General features: G+C 38.9%; 12 protein-coding genes and 1 tRNA gene. 9 read left to right on the top strand and 4 right to left on the bottom strand.

Features of this window, described 5'->3' with window-relative positions:
• The first annotated feature begins 268 nt into the window (after nucleotides 1–268).
• From pheS to PVK71_RS11315, 5 genes are all read left to right on the top strand, one after another.
• On the top strand, nucleotides 269–1,252 hold the full coding sequence (pheS, locus tag PVK71_RS11335) for a phenylalanine--tRNA ligase subunit alpha (RefSeq protein WP_045102137.1): 984 nt from the start codon (nucleotides 269–271) through the stop codon (nucleotides 1,250–1,252).
• A 17-nt stretch (nucleotides 1,253–1,269) separates the two neighbouring features.
• Nucleotides 1,270–3,675 carry a phenylalanine--tRNA ligase subunit beta gene (gene pheT, locus PVK71_RS11330; RefSeq protein WP_274421810.1) on the top strand — a complete coding sequence of 802 codons (2,406 nt, stop codon included), beginning with the start codon at nucleotides 1,270–1,272 and terminating at the stop codon, nucleotides 3,673–3,675.
• A gap of 578 nt (nucleotides 3,676–4,253) precedes the next feature.
• The gene (gene ihfA, locus PVK71_RS11325; RefSeq protein ID WP_005419121.1) at nucleotides 4,254–4,550 is read left to right on the top strand and encodes an integration host factor subunit alpha; all 297 of its coding nucleotides are present in this window, start codon (nucleotides 4,254–4,256) and stop codon (nucleotides 4,548–4,550) included.
• Between the two features lie 196 nt (nucleotides 4,551–4,746).
• The gene (locus PVK71_RS11320; RefSeq protein WP_274418945.1) at nucleotides 4,747–5,748 is read left to right on the top strand and encodes a succinylglutamate desuccinylase; all 1,002 of its coding nucleotides are present in this window, start codon (nucleotides 4,747–4,749) and stop codon (nucleotides 5,746–5,748) included.
• Between the two features lie 96 nt (nucleotides 5,749–5,844).
• Nucleotides 5,845–7,626: a M3 family oligoendopeptidase gene (locus PVK71_RS11315; RefSeq protein ID WP_274418946.1), complete on the top strand. Its 1,782-nt coding sequence runs from the start codon at nucleotides 5,845–5,847 to the stop codon at nucleotides 7,624–7,626.
• A gap of 132 nt (nucleotides 7,627–7,758) precedes the next feature.
• On the opposite strand, the gene PVK71_RS11310 is transcribed toward PVK71_RS11315, so the two are convergent.
• Nucleotides 7,759–8,241, bottom strand: a complete 483-nt coding sequence (locus PVK71_RS11310; RefSeq protein ID WP_130046274.1) for a YajQ family cyclic di-GMP-binding protein — start codon at nucleotides 8,239–8,241, stop codon at nucleotides 7,759–7,761.
• Between the two features lie 16 nt (nucleotides 8,242–8,257).
• Nucleotides 8,258–9,310, bottom strand: a complete 1,053-nt coding sequence (locus tag PVK71_RS11305) for a 3-deoxy-7-phosphoheptulonate synthase (protein ID WP_130046275.1) — start codon at nucleotides 9,308–9,310, stop codon at nucleotides 8,258–8,260.
• Nucleotides 9,311–9,520: 210 nt separating this feature from the next.
• On the opposite strand from PVK71_RS11305, the gene PVK71_RS11300 reads away from it, so the two are divergent.
• Nucleotides 9,521–10,405, top strand: coding sequence for a putative PEP-binding protein (locus tag PVK71_RS11300; RefSeq protein ID WP_274418947.1), 885 nt, complete (start codon nucleotides 9,521–9,523; stop codon nucleotides 10,403–10,405).
• Between the two features lie 83 nt (nucleotides 10,406–10,488).
• On the opposite strand, the gene PVK71_RS11295 is transcribed toward PVK71_RS11300, so the two are convergent.
• Nucleotides 10,489–11,844 carry a hypothetical protein gene (locus PVK71_RS11295; RefSeq protein WP_274418948.1) on the bottom strand — a complete coding sequence of 452 codons (1,356 nt, stop codon included), beginning with the start codon at nucleotides 11,842–11,844 and terminating at the stop codon, nucleotides 10,489–10,491.
• Nucleotides 11,845–11,933: 89 nt separating this feature from the next.
• Between PVK71_RS11295 and PVK71_RS11290 the strand changes: the two genes are divergently transcribed.
• On the top strand, nucleotides 11,934–12,770 hold the full coding sequence (locus PVK71_RS11290) for a CvfB family protein (protein ID WP_274418949.1): 837 nt from the start codon (nucleotides 11,934–11,936) through the stop codon (nucleotides 12,768–12,770).
• Between the two features lie 184 nt (nucleotides 12,771–12,954).
• Here the strand turns inward: PVK71_RS11290 and PVK71_RS11285 are convergent, their stop codons facing one another.
• Nucleotides 12,955–14,508: a diguanylate cyclase gene (locus PVK71_RS11285; RefSeq protein ID WP_274418950.1), complete on the bottom strand. Its 1,554-nt coding sequence runs from the start codon at nucleotides 14,506–14,508 to the stop codon at nucleotides 12,955–12,957.
• Nucleotides 14,509–14,705: 197 nt separating this feature from the next.
• On the opposite strand from PVK71_RS11285, the gene PVK71_RS11280 reads away from it, so the two are divergent.
• Both PVK71_RS11280 and elbB read left to right on the top strand, forming a co-directional pair.
• Nucleotides 14,706–14,782, top strand: a tRNA-Val gene (locus PVK71_RS11280).
• Nucleotides 14,783–15,126: 344 nt separating this feature from the next.
• Complete coding sequence (gene elbB / locus PVK71_RS11275; RefSeq protein WP_274418951.1) at nucleotides 15,127–15,777, top strand: isoprenoid biosynthesis glyoxalase ElbB; 651 nt, start codon at nucleotides 15,127–15,129, stop codon at nucleotides 15,775–15,777.
• The last annotated feature ends 241 nt before the right edge of the window (nucleotides 15,778–16,018 follow it).

Raw genomic sequence — 16,018 nt, 5'->3', positions numbered from 1 at the left:
ACTGCGAATGATAATTACTATCATTTTCATTTGATCTTTTGTTTTTTTGTTCTATGGCGTGAAAAATTGAATAAAATAAAAATGATAGCCATATAAAAAGAGGGGAATTGATAGGCGTTCTATAGGCATTTGGCTAAGAAAAGTACTTTTTTCTATTAGATCAGCTATTTTATCCAATTCAGTTTGGATTTAGCGCTGTGATTTATTACTATGTGCTGATATGTATTTTACTCGCAACGGATACCACCTATAAGTGGATGAGGAAACGATGCAACATCTAGACGAGATCATTGCCAATGCAACGGCAGAAATTGAACAAGCAGGCTCTTTAGTCGCTCTGGACGAAGTCCGTGTTCAATACTTAGGTAAAAAAGGGCATTTGACACTTCAGCTTCAAGGACTAGGTAAACTAGATCCTTCAGAGCGTCGTGAAGCAGGTCAACTGATCAATAAAGCAAAGCAAGCGGTTCAAACGTTATTAGTTGAACGTAAAGACTCTCTTCAAACTGCAGAGCTTGAAGCGAAACTTGCTGCTGAAACTATCGATGTAAGCCTTCCAGGCCGTCGTATTGAGAACGGTGGTTTACACCCAGTAACTCGTACCGTTGAGCGTATTGAGCAATTCTTTGGTGAATTAGGTTTCAGCACAGAATCTGGCCCTGAAATCGAAGATGCATTCCATAACTTCGATGCACTAAACATTGCAGACGATCACCCAGCGCGTACTGACCACGATACGTTCTTCTTTAATCCTGATCTAATGCTACGTACGCATACATCAGGTGTTCAGATCCGTACAATGGAAAATGGCAAACCACCATTCCGTTTCATCGCTCCGGGCCGTGTTTACCGTAACGATTACGATCAAACTCACACACCAATGTTCCACCAAGTGGAAGGTATGTTAGTTGATGAGAACGTAAACTTTGCACAACTTAAAGGTATTCTTCACGATTTCCTTTGTAATTTCTTTGAAGAAGAAGTTGAAGTGCGTTTCCGCCCTTCATTTTTCCCATTCACAGAACCTTCTGCTGAAGTTGATGTGAAGCGTAAAGATGGCAAATGGCTAGAAGTATTAGGTTGTGGCATGGTTCACCCTAACGTACTTCGCTCTGTTGGCATCGACCCTGAAAAATACTCAGGCTTTGCGTTTGGTATGGGTGTTGAGCGTCTAACTATGCTTCGTTATGGCGTAAATGACCTTCGTGCGTTCTTCGAGAACGACCTTCGTTTCCTTAAACAATTCAAGTAATTCGGGGCTAGAAATTTATGAAATTCAGTGAATCTTGGCTACGCGAGTGGGTTAAACCTGCTATTAACAGCGAAGAGCTAGCTCACCAAATCACAATGGCAGGTTTGGAAGTTGATGAAGTTGCACCTGTTGCTGGTGAGTTCACCGGCGTTAAAGTAGGTAAAGTGGTTGAGTGTGGACAACACCCAGACGCAGACAAACTTCGTGTAACTAAAATTGATATCGGTGAAGTCGATCTTGATGGAAATAAACAGCTTTTAGACATCGTTTGTGGTGCATCTAACTGTCGTCTTGGCCTAACGGTTGCTGTTGCGACGGTTGGTGCTGTACTTCCTGGTGACTTCAAAATTAAGAAAGCAAAACTACGTGGCGTTCCATCACACGGTATGCTTTGTTCTTTCTCTGAGCTAGGTATTGATGTTGAATCTGAAGGTATTTTAGAATTACCTGAAGGCTCTACATTAGGAATGGACGTTCGTGAGCTTCTTGAGCTTAATGACGTTGCTATCGATGTTGACTTAACAGCAAACCGTGCTGACTGTTTCAGCATTCGTGGTTTAGCCCGTGAAGTGGGTGTACTTAACCGTGCAGACGTAGTTGAACCAACTATTGAAGCAGTAGCAACAAGTATTGAAGATACGGTTTCTATTGAAGTTAAAGCAACTGAAGCGTGTCCACGTTACCTTGGTCGTGTAATCAAGAACGTAAATACAAAAGCTGAAACACCAATCTGGATGCAAGAGAAACTGCGTCGTTGTGGTATCCGTTCAATCGATGCGATTGTTGATATCACAAACTACGTAATGCTTGAGCAAGGCCAACCAATGCACGCGTTTGATCTTGCTAAGATCGACGGCGGCATTGTGGTTCGTATGGCTGAACAAGATGAGAAACTAACTCTTCTTGATGGCAACGAAGCGAAGCTAAACAACAATACATTAGTTATTGCAGACCAAAACAAAGCATTAGCAATCGCTGGTATCTTTGGTGGTAAAGAGTCTGGTGTAACGACTGAAACAACTGACATCATGCTTGAGTGTGCATTCTTCGCACCTGATCACATTCGTGGTCGTGCGCGTGCATACGGTCTACACACTGATTCTTCTCTACGTTTTGAGCGTGGGGTTGACTCTACATTACAAGCAACAGCGATGGAGCGTGCAACACAGCTTCTTGTTGAACTTTGTGGTGGCGAAGTAGCTCCTATCTCTGCAGCAGAATCTGACGCTGATCTTCCAACAGCAAACACAGTTGAATTACGTCGCAGCAAGTTAGATGGTCTATTAGGTCATCACATCCCATCAACAGATGTGGTTGAGATCTTAACGCGTCTAGGTTGTTCTGTTGAAACGACGGATACTGGCTGGACTGCAACATCTCCATCATGGCGTTTTGATATTGCAATCGAGCAAGACCTAATTGAAGAAGTAGGTCGTATCTACGGTTACAATAACATTCCAAACCAAGCACCTGTTGCTGCACTAAACATGAACGATCACAAAGAAGCAAACCAACCGCTTAAGCGTGTTCGTGATCTTCTTGTTGACCGTGGTTACCACGAAGCAATTACTTATAGCTTCGTAGAGCCTGAGCAACAAAAACTGATCGTGCCTGAGATTGAGCCGTTAATTCTGCCATTCCCAATTTCAGCTGACATGTCAGCAATGCGCCTAAGCCTATGGACTGGTTTGATCAACACTGTTGTTCATAACCAAAAACGTCAACAACCACGTGTTCGTTTATTCGAATCTGGTCTACGTTTTATTCCTGAAGAATCAGCAGAAAACGGCATGCGTCAAGAAATGATGCTTGCTGGTATCATCGCTGGTACTCGTGGTGAAGAACACTGGGATATCGCAACAAACACTGTTGATTTCTTTGATCTTAAAGGCGATTTAGAAGCAGTTCTTGAACTAACTGCTAACGAATTAGCGTATGAGTTTAAAGCAGCTAAGCACCCAGCACTTCACCCAGGCCAAACAGCAGCTATCGTTGTTGATGGTAAAGAAGTTGGTTTCATTGGTACAGTACACCCAGAGTTAGAGCGTAAGTTTGGCTTAAACGGTCGTACAATTATGTTTGAAATCGAGTGGGACGCAATCAATACTCGCGTTATCCCAGAAGCTGCATCAGTATCTAAGTTCCCTGCAAACCGTCGTGATATCGCGATCGTTGCAGACGAAGCAATTGCTTCTGGTGACATCGTTGCTGAATGTCTAGCATCAGGTGGCGAGCTATTAACTAGCGCGAAACTGTTCGATGTGTACCGTGGCCAAGGTGTTGAAGAAGGTAAGAAGAGTCTTGCTATCGCACTGACACTTCAATCTATTGAGCGTACGCTAGAAGAGGCTGATATCACTTCAGCTGTTGATGCTATTGTTGCTGCAATTGGTGAGAAGTTCTCAGCAACACTGCGTGACTAACTAATACACATCTTTTTTAACGAAAGACTATAAAATCCAGTGCTGACGTTTGTTGGTGCTGGATTTTTTTTATTATAAAATAACGCGAAGGTAAAGATTTACGTTTTAGGCTTCGCTTTATATCAAGCAAGAGAGAAAGCTGCAATCCAGTATCAGTATATAATGCTGAAGAAAAACTCGATTAGTATCTATAGATTAGAAAATAGTAATAGAGGTCTAAAGCTTACTTGTTCACAATCAAACAGATGGCTTACTTTCAAATTTGTTAATAATTATTTGGGTAGCATCACAATTTTACATACGAACGAATATTCTAAATAACCACGTATTATTAGTGGTATATACTAAATCAATGACTTAGGTTAGGCTGATATAAGATATCTAAGTAGATTAAGCTTATAAATTTGATCGCCATCTCATAAATGCATCATGATTTTTGAGAAAAAAGTTGGCGAAAATCAGTCAGTTGGCATACACTGTCAAGAGTTGAACGAATGTTAAGTTGTTGTTCTAACTGTTCAGTTTCCAGTTACAGTAAATACTGTAGCTCTGTCTAACGTAACTTGAGGGTAGTTTTTATGGCACTCACTAAAGCTGATTTGGCTGAGACCTTATTTGAAAAAGTTGGATTAAGTAAACGCGACGCCAAGGAAACGGTAGAAGTATTTTTCGAAGAGATTAAGCAAGCTCTAGAGAGTGGTGAGCAAGTTAAATTATCTGGATTTGGTAATTTTGACTTACGCGAAAAGAGTGAGCGACCTGGACGTAACCCAAAAACTGGGGAAGATATTCCAATTTCTGCACGCCGCGTAGTAACATTTAAACCGGGCCAGAAACTGAAAGCTCGCGTTGAGAATCTACCAGTAGAAAAATAATCTTGCCATCTTTGGCTGAAGAAAATGAAAGCTGTATGACAATTATTTGTTATGCAGCTTTTTTATTGCCTTCATTTTTCTAACTTAGAGTTCCATTGTGTTTGAATTCACACAATTGTTTGTATTTTGTTAAATAACATTGACGTAAATGGTACAGTTTTTTGGTTGAATATTTTACCAAGGAAGAGAAGTACCAATGGATCATATTTCATTTATTCAAAATACCTTAGATTTATCTGTCTCTGTAAAAGAAAAAAGTTGGTTACTTACGGATGGCACTCAGGTTATTTATCATAGTCGAGGTGTCGTAGAGTTTGTCCCAAGTTTAGATTTTACCTCTAACCGTGCTGTTGTATTGTCATCGGGGGTTCACGGTAATGAAACATCTCCAATAGAACTGCTTGATACTATCATTGAAGATATTCAAAGCGGTAAGCTCTCATTGACTCAACCTTGTTTATTTATTTATGGACATCCTGCAGCAACACACCAACATACTCGATTTATTGATACAAATTTGAATCGTTTATTTAGCGGGTATCAAACTCCTGACGATAGCGTTGTAGAAGTAGCCTTAGCGAATAGACTGATGGAAAGTGTGGACCGCTTTTTTACCAAACATGACGCACAAGAAAAATGGCATTTAGATCTCCATTGTGCAATTCGTTCATCGCAGCATTACACTTTTGCAATTCATCCATATAACAGGCATTACAAAAGATCAGATCCATTACTTCGCTTTTTATCACAAAGTAAAATCGAAGCCTGCTTATTTTCAGAAGCGCCAGCATCAACCTTTAGTTGGTACAGTGCAGAGCATCATGGTGCTCATGCTGCGACTGTTGAGCTAGGTAAAGTGGCAAAAATGGGCGAAAATGACTTAACCTTACTGGCTGATTTTGAAAAAGAACTCCGACATTTTATTAGCCATGATAGCCATACAGATAATGAGAAGGTTATATCGAGTGTCATTGAATACCAAGTAACCCGAAGCATTATGAAACACAGTGAGCAGTTTGAATTTCACTTTCCATCTGACTTAGCGAACTTTACTCAATTTAACGAGAATGAATTACTTGCCGAAGATGAAGGGGTTAAATACCGGGCTCAACGTGGTGGCGAAAGTGTTGTGTTTCCAAATGCGAAAGTAGAAAACGGACACAGGGCGTGTTTATTGGTTCAAAAAATAGAAAATTAAGACGAATTAACTTAAAAAATGCGTCTCTATCAATAAATCCTTTATCCAATGAATTCAATTGTTATGATGTAAAAAACAAAATAAAAGGACATGATAATGACAGCACCAAGTTGGGATCTCTCTATTGCATTTCAATCGCTTGATGATCCAAAGCTAGTAAATACCATTACTTCAATTGAAGAGCGTATTCTTCATTTCGCTGCTGATGATATTAATGTCAACGTTGATGGATTGCAGCAGGCGATTATTGAGAAAGAATCCATTTCTGTGCAACTGGCCACGGTGGGGAGCTATGGTAACTGCATCGCTTCTGTGGATGGATCAAATTCTCAAGCTAAAGCATTGGTTAATCAAGTAACAAAGCTTGCGTCTGATCTGTCTCAAGCTTTTAGCCCGTATCTAGATGCGATTGTAAATGCGCCAACGGAATGCTTTGAGCAAGTATTGTCACTAAACGATGAATTAGAAGCACAACGTTTCCTGCTCGAAGAAGAAAGAAAACTGGTTGCAACCAGACTAAGCGTGAAAGAAGAGCAGTTATTATCAGCCATGAGTGTTGATGGTAAAAATGCCTGGGGTCGTTTGTATGACAATATTACAGGCTCTATGAAAGTGACACTGCAACTTCCAAATGGAACAGAGGAAACCATTGGCTTGTCTCAAGCGGCAAGTATTCTCTATGGCAGCGATACACTACGTAGAGAGCCTGCATGGCACGCAATACAATTGGCAATGAAACAACACCAAGAAAGCTTTTCTGCCATCTTAAATGCACTGGCAGGTTGGCGTTTAACAGAATACCAAAAGCGTAGCGCTGCGAATAAGTTGCACTTTCTTGAACCAAGTCTACATGGTAGCCGTATTGAGCAACAAACGCTGGATAGCATGATCTCGGTAGCAAAAAAGAACCGCGCAGTAGGACAAAAAGCAGGACGCTTAATGGCAAAAATGTTTGGAACTGAGCAGTTAACGCCATGGGATCAACAAGCGTCAATGCCACCATTAGTAGGAGAGGCCTCTAATTACAGCTTTGATGAAGCCATTGAAATCATAAAAGACGCTTTTTCTGGTGTGTCTCAAGAGATGGCAGATTTTGTTGATTTGATGGTTAAAAATGGCAGGATTGATGCCGCACCACAAGAAACTAAACGTCTTGGCGCTTATTGTACAAAATTTGCAGATACACGTACTCCTCTAGTCTTTATGACTTGGGGTAATAGCATGTCTGATGTATTAACGCTTGCACATGAGTTAGGTCACGCCTTCCATAACTGGGTAATGCGAGACATGCCATTATGTAAAACCAAGTATCCAATGACGTTAGCGGAGACTGCGTCAATCTTTGCAGAAAACGTTGTTCGTGATGCATTATTGGCTAAAGCAAAAACCAAAGAAGATAAAATCGAAATGCTATGGGAAGAGTTATCTTCGGCACTCGCATTAACCATTAATATTCCTGTTCGCTATGAGTTTGAAAAAGCATTTTATGAGCAACGTGCAACGAAAGAGCTTGGGCCAACCCAGCTCTCTGATTTAATGAGCCAAACATGGTCTGAATGGTATGGTGAAGCAATGTCTGAGCCCGATCCCATGTTCTGGGCAAGTAAGCTGCATTTTAGTATTCCAGAGGTTAGCTTTTATAATTATCCATATTTGTTTGGTTACTTATTTAGTATTGGTGTATACGCTCAGAGGGAAGCAAAAGGAGAACGCTTCTACAGTGATTATGTAAGTTTACTGCGTGATACAGGCTCTATGCGAGCAGAAGAGGTAGTTAAAAAGCATTTACAGATGGATTTAACCAAAGAGGATTTTTGGCAACAGAGTTTAGACAGAGTAAGTCAACAAATTGATGAATTTGAGCGATTAGTCAGCTAATTTTAAACTAGAGACTAACGAAAAATATAACCGAAAATAATAAAAAGCGTCTCACTGATAAACAGTAGAGACGCTTTTTCTATATCTATCAAACAGCAATGTTTTTTAGAACAACACTATGTGAAAATTGGATTAGTCACGGAAGTTTGTGAACTGGAAAGGCTGACCAAAGTCACCTTCACGTACAAGTGCCATTGCAGCTTGTAGATCGTCACGATTTTTACCAGTAATACGCAGTTGCTCGCCTTGAATTGCAGCTTGTACTTTAATTTTTGATGCTTTGATTTCTTTTACTAATTTCTTAGCGATAAGCGTATCAACACCTTGCTTAAAGTCGATATCTTGATAAAAGTTTTTACCAGAGTGAACGGCGTCTTTGATCTCCATAGCACGAGCATCAACACCACGTTTTGCAAGGTTACCACGTAAAATATCTACTAATTGAGACAGCTGGAAGTCATCTTCCGCTTTAATCTTGATGTTTTCGCCTTTTAATTCAAAGCTAGCATCAACGCCACGAAAATCGAAACGAGTAGCTAATTCACGAGTAGCATTGTCTACTGCATTTTTTAGTTCAACATTATCAACTTCAGAAACGATATCAAAAGCAGGCATAGTTTTAATCCTTAAATTAACGAGATGTTTTAATTGTGTTTGATAACATGTCTAACATAGTCACGGTATCTTCCCAGCTTAGGCATGGGTCAGTAATTGATTGGCCATAAGTCAGGTTATTTAAATCAGTCATTGGTTGGTTGCCTTCAATAATGAAGCTTTCGGCCATAATACCAACCACTTTATTGCTACCAGACTCTATTTGAGCGCAAATATCTTTGGCTACATCAAGTTGGCGACGGTGTTTCTTCTCACAGTTTGCGTGGCTGAAGTCTACAATCAGATGAGGCGGTAAATCTACGTCCGCTAAGCGTTGACACGCATCCGTTACCGAATCAATATCAAAGTTAGGCTTATCGTTACCACCACGTAAGATAACGTGACCAAAAGGGTTACCAGCAGTACGGTAAACCGTCATACGACCTTGCTTGTCTGGAGAGTAGAAAAAGTGAGAAGCTTTCGCTGCACGAATCGCATCCATTGCTATTTGTACATTGCCATTTGTGCCGTTTTTAAAGCCAACAGGGCAAGATAGGGCAGAAGCCATTTCACGGTGAATTTGAGACTCAGTCGTACGAGCGCCAACAGCACCCCAAGTGATTAAGTCAGCAATATATTGACCCGTGATCATATCTAAAAACTCAGTCGCCGTAGCTAAACCCAGTTTGTTGATATCAAGCAGGAGCTTACGCGCTTTATGAAGACCAGCTTCAAGTGCATAACTGCCATCTAAGTTAGGATCGGTAATTAAGCCTTTCCAACCCACAATGGTACGTGGTTTTTCAAAATAAGTGCGCATAACGATGAAAAGCTCATCTTTATACTGATCTTGTATATTGGCTAAGCGTTGTGCGTAATCTAAAGCTGCATCTGTATCATGAACAGAGCATGGACCCACAACGACTAAAAGACGTTTATCTTTGCCAGTTAAAATTGCTTCAACCTGTGCGCGAGAGTGCTCAATATGTTCAGCAACCTCATCTGTAATAGGGTGAGCAGTCGTAAGCTCAGCAGGAGTTGGCATAGGGCCTAATGGCTGAGTACGAAGTTCATCTGTTTGAAATGGCATAGTTTCGCCCGTTAATTCTTTAATACACAAGGATAAGATAACGGAAAATCAAAGGGGATGAAACCCAAAATTTTTGTATAACGAAAGATAGAGTAAAGAAAAGTTAACGTATTGTATCTTTTAGACTTGAGTTGTTGCTCATGTATCGGTATGTTCAACATAAATAACATTAAATAATGAAACCGACTTATTGAGTTCATTGGAGCAAGCATGACAGATACAATTTTACCAACGCTAACTCGTGTGGCAAGTTTACCTTCATATCAGTCTCAAACCGATTCAGAAGCTACTTTGTATGTTTCTATTGCAGGGTTAATCCAAGAGCATTTGTTTTATCACCCAAAAGCCGTTATTAAAGCACCAAAAATGAGCGATATTGATGCGCAAAGTTTAGCCATTATTATTGAAGGGGCGGCAGATGGTAAAACACATTTTGTAGATACTTTAGCTAATGAGATCCTAGCGAATATCAAAGCATCAACAAAAGAAGTGAAAATTGCGTTCTCAGACGCTGACAGTGCTGCATTTTCAGGGTTACTGGGAGGCCAACTAGAAGCACATGAAGAAAACCCAAAAATGGGCGTTCGTGGTGTTACTCGCTTTGCCTCTGATGCGAGTACAGAGCAATTTGCTTTAGAGTGTGAAGTGATAAAGAAAGTCATCGCAGCGACAACAGCAAGTGTGCAAATTGTGGTGCCATTTGTGCGTAATTTAAGTGATGCAGCAACCATCATTGATCGTTTAGCGATTCAAGGTTTGCCACGTGGTTTAAATGGTTTACAAGTTCACTTTGTGTGTGATGTGCCTGCCGCTGCTTTAATGGCAGATAAATTACTCCAGTACTTTGATGGTTTAATTATTAATGTGGATACATTGACGCAATTTACGTTAGGCGTAGACAAACAAAATGAAGCGCTAGAACACCACTTTGATCCACAAAACGAAGCCGTCCTACATCTTGTGGGTAACGCAATCCAAGCAGCAAATAAAGCGAACAAGCCAGTATTAACAACCATTGATGAATTGGCTCAAAATCCGCGTATTCAAGAGTTGTTAGAGCAACTGACAGCGACAGAGGTTGTAGTTACGGCGTGACGATAATTGGCTACCGTTAAGATAAAAAACGCTTTTAGGTGATTAAACCTAAAAGTGTTTTTATTGTTTGGATTTAATTAGTATTACTTATCGATAGCAATTTTTTCAATATCGATAATTTTTGAGCGGTTTACAATGATCTTCCAGCGATGTAGTTTGGTGCTGTAATCATCCATGGTTTCCCGCACGATTAAATTAATTAAGTGGCGTTTTTCAACCGACTCTTTACTTACTTGTCCTTCATTCAATTGATAAATCTTTTGAGAGCCTTTTTCCATTAAACGAGCGATAGGGCGAAGATCCACCAACATGGTTTCTCGTGTCTGTTCATAACCACTCATAAACTTAGTGATCGCCATTTTGGTCTGGCTTTTGTATGACAGAACCACTTCTTCACGCTGTACTACACGGTGTTTACGTAATTTTTGAATGTCAGAGTCCAATTCAGAGAACGTCATATAATCAAGCCACTCTAGCTTACGGCCAACATAAGTGTTGGTGGTAGGGTCAAGATAGCGCTTACGCCATTTTGGTTGGCCTTTACGTATCCAACGCCACATAACATCACGTAAATCATCTTTAAAGACTTCACGCATGGCATAAATAAATGATACCGCAAAGATAAAAGAGGCGGTAATTTCACCTAAGAAGCCGCGTGCTTGGATCACCATTAATGAAACGAAGATCATCACAACAGCCGTTGCGCCACCTTTAACCATACGTTTAATGTGTTTACCAAGAGCCAGATTTTTCTCTTTTAATACGATAGGGAACTCAATTAAACGACGAAGTAAGCGCATTTTATTCGACATACGAGTCATATCCTCACGCGCTTTACGAGAGTTATAACTCTTATCTAAACGATGGAGATCTTCTTTTTCACAAAAATCGATAAGCTTCTCTTTTATTTCTTTATATTCTTCATTGCGTGGCATATGTGCAATCAGAGAAAGAAATTTTTGCTCGGTATACCAAGAAAGGTAATTATCAATATTGGCATAGTAACGCTTTAATGCATCGTCATAAGGCACGTTACGTCGTAACTTTCTAAGGATATCAATCGCCAATTCAATCGCATCTTCCACTTCATCATGTGTAATGTCGTCACGAGTTGTATCGCTCAGTTGCTGCATGGCTTTCTCTAATGCCAAAGCATATTGATAAGCATACAGACTCAAACTTAAACGGTATTGTTCAGTAGACAAGCGTCCGCGTTGTGCAAGACGAGAGTGTACAAGAGGGAGATGGTTTTTATCACTGAAATATGTGCGTTGGCTCTGAATGGAGTTGTAATAAAACTCAGATTCAGAAACCATATCTTTGTTAAGCCCGAGTTCTCCAGGCACAAAAAGAAACATTTCTAATTCATGTTGTTTTGACTCTTCAACAATATGAGAAATTTTAAGTGATAAGCCATCCTTCTTACCAACTGTAATCACAGGAAATTCCTATAAAAATGCTAATTCATACAGCAAGCATATCAGAGTTAAGGTATAATCGCCGAGTATTTTATTTAGGAATTGAAGTAATGATTAAAATTGGTCAAATCAACAAATTAGAAGTAACAAAAATCGTAGACTTTGGCGTCTTTTTAGATGGTGATGATTATGGTTCAATTCTTCTTCCAAGTCGTTTTGTTCCAGAAGGCACAGAAGTTGGCGAAGCGCTTGATGTGTTTATTTATCTTGATTCAGAAAATGAAGTGGTAGCCTCAACTGAAACACCAAAAGCTCAAGTTGGCCAATTTGGTTTAATGAATGTCATTGGTACTAACAGTATCGGTGCATTTGTTGATTGGGGTATTGCGAAGAAAGATTTATTAGTTCCGTTTAGTGAACAACGTGGTCGCTTAAACGAAGGCCAATCTATTCTTGTTTATGTGTATATCGATAAAGCGTCTAGCCGTATTGTAGGTACAACTCGTTTTAATAAATGGTTAGATAAAACACCAGCAAATTATGAGAAAGGTCAACAAGTCGATATCATTATCGCTGAGTGTACCGACCTTGGCTATAAAGCCGTAGTAAATAGCGAGCATTGGGGTCTAATCTTTCATTCAGATGTATTTGGTAAGCTATTTATTGGTAAGCAGTTAAAGGCGTTTATTAATGATATGCGTGAAGATGGTAAAATCTCATTGTCATTACAACGTCCAGGTGTTGCACGTATGGATGATTTAAGCGAAAAAGTATTGGCGACATTAGAGAAAAAAGACGGCTTCTTACCATTAAGTGATAAATCATCCCCAGAAGCGATTTTTTCTGAGTTTAGAACCAGTAAAGGGACGTTCAAAAAGACCATCGGTGGCCTATATAAAGCAGGCAAAATCACCATTACAAAAGAAGGCATCAGCCTCGTTAAATAACCGAGAGTTAAACTAATATTGCCCTAAAAAATAGCCCGTAACGATTCCTGGTTACGGGCTTAGGGAAATGGCTCAAATCACTGAGCCTTGCGCTAATAAAATGGAGAACTTACTTTATTTAGCGTAGTACAGCTTCTTAGCTTGTCTATTATTTATTCCCTTTTTATTTATCTTACTATTCACCTTACAGCTCTCGATAATGAGTAATCTTATTTCTTCCCGTATTTTTTGAGTGGTATAACGCTTTATCTGCCTGCTCAATTACATCGTCTAATAGTACATTTGGTTTATTGATTGTGGTTATCCCTGCACTTAATGTTACTTTCTCATGCAGTGTATTGTACTGATCGATTTTCTTTCGGACTTGCTCTGTAAATCGAACCGCTTGCTTTGGATCGCTTTCTTTCGTAAATAACACAAACTCTTCACCGCCATAGCGTGCCGCTAAAATATTTGGGTATTGGGAGATAGCTTTACCTACTATCGCAATGATTTTATCACCGACAGTATGGCCATAGGTATCATTGATTCTTTTAAAGAAATCAATATCTAACAAAATGATAGAGTAAGGTTTAAAGCCTGTCGGGTGCTGCGTGTCCTTAGTGAGCTTTGATGCCATATAGTGAAAAGCACGGCGGTTAAATAAACCAGTCAAATAGTCACGATTAAGAACGTTAACAAGCTTTTTATGGCGATGGTTAAGCAATAATAATAAAATAACGATTATCGCAGTTAGACTTAAAACCAAGGTTAACAAGCTATAGAGAAGCGTATTGGTGGGGCGATGGAGTTCATCGCGAGAAATTCCCGAGACAATAGCCCAGTCAAGATAAGGGTAATAAATATAAAGAACATCTTTTTGATAGGTATTATTATCGATAGTAATTTGATATGAATAATCTTCAACATTTGCACTATGAAAAACCGTCTCTGGTGAACCATTAACTAGATTCATTTGTAAACTGTAACTGTGTGCTGATTGTTGGATCTTTTTAAGTAAACCATCAGCATTTTCACCAATCAAACTACGAATGTTTTCTCCTTCATAGCTAGGGTGGAGGATAAGTTCACCAACTAAGTCAATGACATAAACGTAACCAGTTTTACCATATTGATACTTATTTAATTTATCTTTTAGGATAGTTTTATCAATGAAGTGTAAAAGCTCATCTTTATAAGCGCTAGCAGAGATAACAAAGTCTAATTCTTCTACATAAATAGAATAAGCCAGCTTTCTGCGTGGTTTCTCTTCACCTGGATTTATCCATAAGTACTCAACAAAATGATCATCATTATCTATTTGCTCTTGAATGTGACGATACTCACTGACGTTACGACCCTGAAAAATAGGATGATACACCAATTGACCTTTAGAGTTTAAGATATAAGGGTAGCCAGTATCACCAATTTTATTAGAGTTAATGTAATTTTGAATTAACGTGTTCTTTTGTTTTTGCGTTAAAAAAGACGAGGTCTGAATTTGAGTAATAAACTTAGCAGAGGTAGTTACAATACCTCTTAAATAACGTTTAATTGACTCATTAAGTGCGGTATCAACAATATCATAACTGGCTTCAATAGAGTTATTAAACGCTTTAAATGAAGAGGTGCGAATTGTTTTTTCAACCGTTTGAAAGCTTTGAATGCTAAACGTTAAAGAAATTGCAGCAATACCAATTAATAGTAGAATTAAAATAGGTTGTAAAAAGAGTAAATGATGAAAACGAGATTGAGGCATGAAATAAGTCCTATTAACAGTATGCTGATTCTATTTTAAAAGACGCCAAGTATCAAGTTGCTCTGTTTTTGCACGCTTTGATCGAAAAATGGTCAAATGATTGATAATAATAAAAAAAGGCTTGCAGAGTAAAAAAGAACTCGATATTATTCATCTCGTTCTCAAGGAGAAGTAAGTTACTTCCCGGTTAACAATTTGCCCGCTTAGCTCAGTTGGTTAGAGTACTTGCATGACATGCAAGGTGTCACTGGTTCGAGTCCAGTAGCGGGCACCAAATTCGTTCTTTATGAACAAGCAAAAAAGCCCACCTAGTGTGGGCTTTTTTGTGCCTGTAATTCTTTGTTTTATCAATAATTTAGTTTTTTCAATGCCTGCAAGAAAACAAATCCAAACATCACCTCTGATGTGCAAGTAAAACCAAAAGAGAAGAAATATCACTTACAATGGTCTTGCTCCAAATGAAAAGAGCATCGAGATTCTAGAAAACCTTCTATCGATATTTTCTATCACTAAGTATCAAAATTTAAGCTTTAGCTTATTATTTGATACTTAATGTTCATTATTAGGTTGGGGTATAGTTAAAATAATTGCTATGTTTTTACTTGATTGGAAATGATAATGAAAAAAATTGCGGTAATTTTATCTGGTTGTGGAGTGTTTGATGGGTCGGAGATCCATGAGGCGGTACTGTCTCTGTTAGCTATAGAGCAAAATGACGCTGAGTGGGTTTGTTTTGCTCCGAATGTTTATCAGCATCATGCATTGGATCATTCTACGGGAAGTGAACATATCGACTCTCGACATGTTATGGAAGAATCTTCACGTTTATCTCGAGGTGAAATCTCAGATGTTGCTACACTTGATGCGAATGACTTCGATGCACTTATTGTCCCTGGTGGTTTTGGGGTAGCCAAAAATTTGTCCAATTTTGCATTAGACTCAGCAATGTTTGAAATTAACCCTCATGTATTAAAAGCTTGTAAATCATTTAAGAAGGCTGAAAAACCAACGGGATTCATGTGTATCTCTCCTGTAATGTTACCTGCAATTTATGGAAAAGGGATTAAATGTACAATTGGTAATGATATTAAAGTCGCTAATTTTATAGAATCACAAGGAGGTAAGCATGTAAATTGTATAGCTCAAGATATTGTTTGGGATGACATAAATAAAGTTGCAACAACACCAGCTTATATGACAGCAAAAAATATGCTTGAAGTACAGAAAGGGATTTCAAAGTTAATTGAAAAAGTGGTCTCTGAAAGTTAATTAACATAAAAGCTTGAAATCAATATTTGCTACAAGCTTGTAATTAGTTACAGCGCACTTTTACTAGTGTTTTTAATATTATCTACGGCCTTATCTAAGTAACACCAGATGTAGCGTTTTAAAAATCTATTTTATAATTTACTTATTAATCAGTTTGATAGATTTTATAGTTTAGTACAATAGATCATACGAAAGAGCCCACCAGATGTGGGCTTTTTTGTTTCTATCGTTGCTTTGGAGT

It is taken from the genome of Aliivibrio sp. S4MY1, assembly GCF_028765545.1.
In the GTDB taxonomy this organism is placed as follows: Bacteria; Pseudomonadota; Gammaproteobacteria; order Enterobacterales; family Vibrionaceae; genus Aliivibrio.
This window is presented reverse-complemented; position numbering and strand designations above follow the sequence as displayed.

Excerpts from the sequence above, each read along its gene's own strand:
- pheT (WP_274421810.1), top strand. The coding sequence starts at position 1,270 with ATGAAATTCAGTGAATCTTGGCTACGCGAGTGGGTTAAACCTGCTATT.
- PVK71_RS11290 (WP_274418949.1), top strand. The coding sequence starts at position 11,934 with ATGATTAAAATTGGTCAAATCAACAAATTAGAAGTAACAAAAATCGTA.
- PVK71_RS11285 (WP_274418950.1), bottom strand. The coding sequence starts at position 14,508 with ATGCCTCAATCTCGTTTTCATCATTTACTCTTTTTACAACCTATTTTA.
- ihfA (WP_005419121.1), top strand. The coding sequence starts at position 4,254 with ATGGCACTCACTAAAGCTGATTTGGCTGAGACCTTATTTGAAAAAGTT.
- PVK71_RS11305 (WP_130046275.1), bottom strand. The coding sequence starts at position 9,310 with ATGCCATTTCAAACAGATGAACTTCGTACTCAGCCATTAGGCCCTATG.
- PVK71_RS11310 (WP_130046274.1), bottom strand. The coding sequence starts at position 8,241 with ATGCCTGCTTTTGATATCGTTTCTGAAGTTGATAATGTTGAACTAAAA.
- elbB (WP_274418951.1), top strand. The coding sequence starts at position 15,127 with ATGAAAAAAATTGCGGTAATTTTATCTGGTTGTGGAGTGTTTGATGGG.
- PVK71_RS11300 (WP_274418947.1), top strand. The coding sequence starts at position 9,521 with ATGACAGATACAATTTTACCAACGCTAACTCGTGTGGCAAGTTTACCT.
- pheS (WP_045102137.1), top strand. The coding sequence starts at position 269 with ATGCAACATCTAGACGAGATCATTGCCAATGCAACGGCAGAAATTGAA.
- PVK71_RS11315 (WP_274418946.1), top strand. The coding sequence starts at position 5,845 with ATGACAGCACCAAGTTGGGATCTCTCTATTGCATTTCAATCGCTTGAT.
- PVK71_RS11320 (WP_274418945.1), top strand. The coding sequence starts at position 4,747 with ATGGATCATATTTCATTTATTCAAAATACCTTAGATTTATCTGTCTCT.